General features: G+C 52.4%; 1 rRNA gene. It reads left to right on the top strand.

Features of this window, described 5'->3' with window-relative positions:
* Positions 1–510 (top strand): 16S ribosomal RNA (locus H4J50_RS19090); the annotation flags it as partial.

Below are 510 nucleotides of genomic sequence, written 5' to 3'. Positions count from 1 at the left end.
ACTCGCAGAAGAAGCACCGGCTAACTTCGTGCCAGCAGCCGCGGTAATACGAGGGGTGCAAGCGTTAATCGGAATTACTGGGCGTAAAGCGTGCGTAGGTGGTTTGTTAAGCAAGATGTGAAAGCCCTGGGCTCAACCTGGGAACTGCATTTTGAACTGGCAAGCTAGAGTTTTGTAGAGGGTAGTGGAATTTCCAGTGTAGCGGTGAAATGCGTAGAGATTGGAAGGAACATCAGTGGCGAAGGCGGCTACCTGGACAAAGACTGACACTGAGGCACGAAAGCGTGGGGAGCAAACAGGATTAGATACCCTGGTAGTCCACGCCGTAAACGATGTCAACTAGCCGTCTGTAGACTTGATCTGTGGGTGGCGTAGCTAACGCGCTAAGTTGACCGCCTGGGGAGTACGGCCGCAAGGTTAAAACTCAAATGAATTGACGGGGGCCCGCACAAGCGGTGGAGCATGTGGTTTAATTCGATGCAACGCGAAGAACCTTACCATCCCTTGACA

The sequence above is a fragment of the Colwellia sp. 6M3 genome (assembly GCF_014077595.1).
Classification (GTDB): domain Bacteria; phylum Pseudomonadota; class Gammaproteobacteria; order Enterobacterales; family Alteromonadaceae; genus Cognaticolwellia.
Note: the sequence above shows the minus strand (reverse complement) of the source record. Positions and strands in the feature narration are given on the sequence as shown.